Here is a 5,709-nt window from a genome sequence, read left to right on the forward strand (position 1 = left end):
CTCGCCGAAACTTGCTTGAACGCCCGCTCTTTGTTACGCTTTCATCACGGTGATTGTCACCCACGGGGACGAAGTCCGCGCCGACGGACCGCATCGCAATGGTGTATTGCGGATAACCATTGCATGCACCGGAGTGGCGGCCGCACGCTTTTCTCTCTGCTTGCACGTCAAACCCCGCCACCTCGGTGATGCATACCGTTATCCGACTGAATCCTCGTAACCTATGCTGGCACTAAGAGAACTGTTCGCATCAATCTTCTTCGCATGGCTTGACTTGCCGCGCCGCTACTTCCGCTGCCAGCGCAAGCGACTTGGCGCTGTCCGTGATTCGGTTCTCGCAGTTGCACGCAGCGATGGACGCTACGCTGCGATCCAGGAATATCGTCGGCTAACGGATTTCCCTCTCGACCGATGCCGCATCGAAACATACCGACTCCTTCGATCAAACGGACTCTGGCAGGCGGAAAGACCCCACGTTCGATTCCCGTACTCCGTAGACTGGGAACAAGTTGCTTCCACTGCTATGCTATGGGCAACATGGATTGCAATCGGGCTGATTGCGTTTCCTTGCGGTGTCGCCTTGGCCGCCATGCTCGACGCATTGGTTGATGCGCCCAGTGCGGACCAAAGCGGCGGATAACCAACGGTTGAAACGGAGTGGCGGTGGTCGGCGTTTCCGTTTGCTTGCAAGGGCACTCCCGCCACCCGCTGAACCGAACCGTTATCCGACTCGGTGCTCGGATAGTGGCAACGACTAGGCCACGACTTGCCGTAAACTGACTCCGTGGCATTGCCAGCTTTCACCATGTTCAAACATCTTCCTCAGATGAACTTCAAGAACGCCCTCGGGTTTGGGGTCGTGCTTGGCATCGCGATTGGCTGGGAATTGCGAGGGCAATTGCCCAACGCAGTGTGCCTAACGGTCGCTGTGTTTTTCGCGACGTTTTCCGCACTTGCCGGAACCGTGCTTTCTCGAGCCGACAGTGCTCGGATTGCGATGCAAGACGCACGGCACGTTGGACGCCTGCACAAGATTTACCTTTGTTCTGGGATCATGTCGGTTCTCGCATGGTTCTTGTCTGTGCTCGTCGTTGGGTTTCCGCTGTTTGCACTGATTGGGTTCCTGAGCGTATAATTTGGGCCACGACTAACACCTACCAATGTCCGTCATAATCGCGGATAACCATTGCATGCACCGGAGTGGCGGCCGCACGCTTTTCTCTCTGCTTGCACGTCAAATCCCGCCACCTCGGTGATGCATACCGTTATCCGACTGAAATCCTCGCTTGACTACGAATCCATACCTGCCGTCGCTGGAAAGCTGCGAGCCGCCTCAAACGGCGAAACGCAATCAGTGCCCTGTGTGCGATCTGCCGATCAACCGTTTCCGCCACGCGATACCCTTTCGCAAGTGCGCGAACTGTCGAACGCGATTGTTCCTACGGGTTTCTTGGCCAATGGCCCTCGCGCTAGTTACCTGCATCCTCTCCGTTTTCGTTCCTGCTTACTGCTGGCTCGCTTCGGATCCACTGCGGTTGCTGGAACATATTTGGTGGGTTGCTCTCGCGCCTGCGCCAATCGGATCCCTGTCTGCTATGCTTTTCGCTCTTGTATTCGGAAAGCCAGCGGCAAACAACGGCTTTCGGAATTTGACGCCGGACGAGGTTGCTGACCGACGATATAACTTCCTCGATACTATGCAAAGCGGATAACCATGGGTTGCACCGGAGCCGGGCTTGCGAGCGTTTTCTAATGGTCAACTTTTCCCTCCCGGCCCGGTGAACCCGGACGTTATCCGACTGAGCCGCGGACACTTGCAGCCCGCCTCGCGCCCTGCGGGGCACAACCAACGCATGGATTCCATCCCGATCGTTCCACGCCAACGCGATGACTTCAGATGGGCGATGATTCACTCAATGCAAACGACGACTGAACCAACGTTGACGGTTCCTCGATCAATTCATACTCGTGTTGGCGATGCCACGCTTTACCCTTTGCTTGCACGACCGGCGACGACGTACCGTATCGGCGGCGATCTTCCTTGGTCACGCATTTTCACTGATCGCCGCCGATACGGAACGTCGTCGCCTCCAAGGTGGTTTCCACCGCAACTTCGTAGCCGACGCCTGATGTCACGGGCGACCGCACTGGAACGTTTTTCCCTGATTCAACCCTTTGCGGTAACGTCAAATTTGCCGACGACGATTGATTTTGTCCCTTCCGGGCCATCATCGTCGGCAAATTTGACGTAACCGCAATCCCTTCGCTACACTGGCGTTCCGACTGACCGCCTCGTAGGTGGCGGTCACCAACGTAAACATGATCGCGGATAACCATGGGATGCACCGGAGTACGGCTTGCACGCTTTTTCGTGATGGTTGACTTTTCTCTCCGTACCCGGTGATCCTAGACGTTATCCGACTGAAATCCCTCGATGCTATCCGACACAACATGCGTTCATCTTTTGCCGCACTTTGGATTCGGTCGCTAACCAAACCCGAACTCCTCACGTTGGTTGCGGACGTGAAACGGGACGATCCCACCGCGGTATCCCAGGCCGTTGCATTTGTCTGCGCGGAACGTTTCGGCATGTGGCACAATCGCGCCCGTGCAAGGCTCTGCCGACACTTCAAGAATCACCCGCCACCCCAGCGCGATTGCGACCTGCTTGTCGACGCGATCATTAAACGTCTACTCGATAGCAACTTCTACGAGCAATTCAAAGACCAACTTGCTATGGCTATTCGCTTTTCGCCGGACCGCCTATCCGACGCCGCGCAACTTGCCTTCGATTCGGATCGCGATTACATTCGGCGATATGCACAGTGGGTTCACCATTCACTCAATTCAACCCACACGATCGAAATCGCGGATAACCATTCGATGCACCGGAGCGGCGGTGGCCAGTTTTTTCGTTTGCTTGCAAGTCGTTCGCCGCCGCCCGGTGATCGCTACCGTTATCCGACTGGGCGCTGCACCCCATCGCGTTACCCGATGCAATTCCGACTCTCATCTCTACTCTGGTTGACCTTCTTCGCGGCGATCTTATTCGCGGTCGCCCAACTGCCTGTCCGCCGGTTCCCTGACGCCGTTTTGGTTGTCGCCATTCTTTCGTTTCCGCTTGCTCTGATAGGGCTTGCACTACTGGTGTTCTCGGTCTTCATGGGATTCTCGATCTGGGTGACACCCAGCGCCGACTTTCATCGCGGCGAGAACTTGCGCAACTGCGGTCGGATGCTGGCCGGAGGTGTTGCGGCGGCCCTACCCTTCACCTACTTCCTGACGTCGTTCATACGCGGTGCACCTCTATAGCCCTATGCCCTGCATACACAATTACTGGTGGCGACGTTCCGTCGATGTTTTCCGCTCGCGCGGCCCATGCCCGCTGGCAGTCCGTCTCGTAAACTTAATCGCGGATAACCAAAGGATGCACCGGAGTGGGGCTTGCGGCTGCTTTCTGATGGTTACTTTTTCCGTCCCCACCCGGTGATCCTAGACGTTATCCGACTCGGTTCGTAAGGCTATCCTTCACTCCGATGCATGCGACTTGCTGCCTGGATTCGACGCCAATGTGCGCGACGCTTTTAACGCTGGCCAAAGTGCCTTCCAATTTTCCGATACTTAATCACTGTTTTGCGCATTGAATGCGCAATCTGACTTCTCTGATTCGCTACACTCAAGTGGTTAGGTGACTGTCACCCAAGTGGACGAAGTCCAGGCTGGCGGCGTCCCGCCGTTGTTTTCTGCTCGCGCAGATCATCGTGGCGGCGTTCCGCCGTTGTCTTCCGCTCTCGCGGTGGATGCTGGCGACGTTCCGTCGTTGTTTTCCGCTCGCGCGGCGAATGCCCGTTGGCTGCCGTCAACTTTCGCTCACTTCGTAACCAATACCGACGGATAACCATGGGTTGTTCCGGAGCGGGGCTTGCACGCTTTTTTTTCTGCTTGCACGTCAAATCTTCCCGCCCGGAAAACCCGGACGTTATCCGACTGACAGGCCTGCAATGATCTCTCGTTGGCCCAGCCCCATTGCTTGACCCATACTCACCTCCAAACGCTACCCCGACCAAATCCAATGTTGGACTGGGTTGGCTTACCGCAATCGCCGCTACTTCACTGTTGTCCATGACCGCGATCGGTTTGCTTATCTATTCACGGATGAACGACGCATCATGCCCTCTCAACATGTGCTGGGGCACCGCTGCGGCTGTCGGCATTAACGCTCGCACGATTGGGCATCGAATCTGTTGGCCGCCCGGAGATGTGGCTCGCCACGGACTAGCGTTTCTCATGACTTCACTTGCCTGTTCGCTTGCTTTCGTGGCAATCAACTATCGCGACGGGATTGACCGACTCTTGCGTGACCTGCCCGATGGACTGGCTGCGGGGGCACTGATTGGTGGCATCGCAGTTGCTGCCGCTGTAGAGCTTGCTTACCATGCTTGGTGTGCCTCCATTCGCTCTTTCGTCACGACCAACGCCAAAACGCACAATGGCGGATAACCAACGGTTGCAACGGAGTGGCGGTGGTCGGCGTTTTTGTTTGCTTGCATGGGCACTCCCGCCACCCGCTGAACCGAACCGTTATCCGACTGAATACCCCACGACACCCCAAGGCCAATGCGCAACCTACTGCTCGGACTGCTTGCTATCGCTTTCGCAACGGCATTGGCTGCGGTATTCTATCGAGAGCTGCGCTACACCTTTTTCGCGGAGATCATAACTGCAAGAGTGACTAGCGTCGAAGAGCGGTTCGCGGGATACCGATCAGGACGGGGCACCAACCCGCGGATTGTAGCGGATGTTGAGTACAGTTACGACAACGGCACGGAGATGCGGTCCGGCAAGGCGAGCCTAGAATCAGGTTGGTATCAAGCGGGCGACTTGATTCAGCTGCAATCCATCGGTGAAAACTTTGCCGATACTCGGATTTTGACCCCTTTTGTTGGGATGCGCCAATTCGCTATCAAAGCGTGTACTGTACTAACCGGCGTTCTTTTGCCTGTGCTCGCAGCCTTCCATTTTCGTAAAACAATAACCTCACTTCGTTCAAATGCACAATCAGAATAAGGCACATGCGGATAACCATGGGATGCACCGGAGTGGGGCTTGCGGCCGCTTTCTGATGGTCGCCTTTTCCGTCCCCACCCGGTGATCCCGGACGTTATCCGACTGAGCCGCGGACATTTGCTGCCTTCCTCGCGCCCTGCGGGGCATCTCTAATGCTCGACCAAAACCGCTTTTCCCCCAACGCTCGACCAACATCGAAATGCCGACTGCCCTGCGGGGCACCAACCGACGCCTGAATTGCAATACTCGAACAACGCCGAAGTGCCGGATGCACTGCGTGGCACCAACCAACGCCTGTCTTCTAGTCTCCCTTTACTCTTGACCGCCAAAACTTGCTTTGCCGGCGATTCTTTGTTACGCTTTCAACACGGTGGCTGTCACCCACGTGGACGAAGTCCGCGCTGACGGACCGCATCGCAATGGTGTATTGCGGATAACCATTGCATGCACCGGAGTGGCGGCCGCACACTTTTCTCTCTGCTTGCACGTCAAATCCCGCCACCTCGGTGATGCTTACCGTTATCCGACTGAATACCCCACGACACCCCAAGGCCAATGCGCAACCTACTGCTCGGACTGCTTGCTATCGCTTTCGCAACGGCATTGGCTGCGGTATTCTATCGAGAGCTGCGCTACACCTTT

General features: G+C 56.3%; 10 protein-coding genes. 8 read left to right on the plus strand and 2 right to left on the minus strand.

What is annotated here, in order from left to right:
• Nucleotides 1-49: 49 nt before the first annotated feature.
• The 3 genes from RC85_RS27200 to RC85_RS24540 all read left to right on the plus strand — a co-directional run bounded on the left by RC85_RS27200 (nucleotide 50) and on the right by RC85_RS24540 (nucleotide 1,135).
• Nucleotides 50-220 (plus strand): hypothetical protein, encoded by a 171-nt coding sequence (locus RC85_RS27200; protein ID WP_157594048.1) that lies wholly within the window; start codon nucleotides 50-52, stop codon nucleotides 218-220.
• Nucleotides 221-223: 3 nt separating this feature from the next.
• Nucleotides 224-640, plus strand: a complete 417-nt coding sequence (locus tag RC85_RS27780; protein ID WP_068267386.1) for a hypothetical protein — start codon at nucleotides 224-226, stop codon at nucleotides 638-640.
• A 186-nt stretch (nucleotides 641-826) separates the two neighbouring features.
• A complete protein-coding gene (locus RC85_RS24540; protein WP_068267388.1) occupies nucleotides 827-1,135 on the plus strand; it encodes a hypothetical protein in 309 nt (102 codons plus the stop codon).
• 758 nt (nucleotides 1,136-1,893) lie between these two features.
• Here RC85_RS24540 and RC85_RS27205 read toward each other — a convergent pair.
• Both RC85_RS27205 and RC85_RS27210 read right to left on the minus strand, forming a co-directional pair.
• Nucleotides 1,894-2,049: a hypothetical protein gene (locus RC85_RS27205; protein ID WP_157594049.1), complete on the minus strand. Its 156-nt coding sequence runs from the start codon at nucleotides 2,047-2,049 to the stop codon at nucleotides 1,894-1,896.
• 6 nt (nucleotides 2,050-2,055) lie between these two features.
• Nucleotides 2,056-2,337 carry a hypothetical protein gene (locus RC85_RS27210; protein WP_157594050.1) on the minus strand — a complete coding sequence of 94 codons (282 nt, stop codon included), beginning with the start codon at nucleotides 2,335-2,337 and terminating at the stop codon, nucleotides 2,056-2,058.
• A gap of 114 nt (nucleotides 2,338-2,451) precedes the next feature.
• Between RC85_RS27210 and RC85_RS28345 the strand changes: the two genes are divergently transcribed.
• The 5 genes from RC85_RS28345 to RC85_RS27790 all read left to right on the plus strand — a co-directional run.
• Nucleotides 2,452-3,312 carry a hypothetical protein gene (locus RC85_RS28345; RefSeq protein WP_068267393.1) on the plus strand — a complete coding sequence of 287 codons (861 nt, stop codon included), beginning with the start codon at nucleotides 2,452-2,454 and terminating at the stop codon, nucleotides 3,310-3,312.
• A 376-nt stretch (nucleotides 3,313-3,688) separates the two neighbouring features.
• Nucleotides 3,689-3,898 carry a hypothetical protein gene (locus tag RC85_RS24560; protein ID WP_068267394.1) on the plus strand — a complete coding sequence of 70 codons (210 nt, stop codon included), beginning with the start codon at nucleotides 3,689-3,691 and terminating at the stop codon, nucleotides 3,896-3,898.
• Between the two features lie 257 nt (nucleotides 3,899-4,155).
• The gene (locus tag RC85_RS27785) at nucleotides 4,156-4,500 is read left to right on the plus strand and encodes a hypothetical protein (RefSeq protein ID WP_162273260.1); all 345 of its coding nucleotides are present in this window, start codon (nucleotides 4,156-4,158) and stop codon (nucleotides 4,498-4,500) included.
• 117 nt (nucleotides 4,501-4,617) lie between these two features.
• On the plus strand, nucleotides 4,618-5,067 hold the full coding sequence (locus RC85_RS24570) for a hypothetical protein (RefSeq protein ID WP_068267396.1): 450 nt from the start codon (nucleotides 4,618-4,620) through the stop codon (nucleotides 5,065-5,067).
• A gap of 370 nt (nucleotides 5,068-5,437) precedes the next feature.
• Nucleotides 5,438-5,709 (plus strand): hypothetical protein (locus RC85_RS27790; RefSeq protein WP_162273261.1); only part of this gene is annotated, 272 nt, incomplete at its 3' end.

It is taken from the genome of Rubripirellula obstinata, assembly GCF_001642955.1.
In the GTDB taxonomy this organism is placed as follows: Bacteria; Planctomycetota; Planctomycetia; order Pirellulales; family Pirellulaceae; genus Rubripirellula; species Rubripirellula obstinata.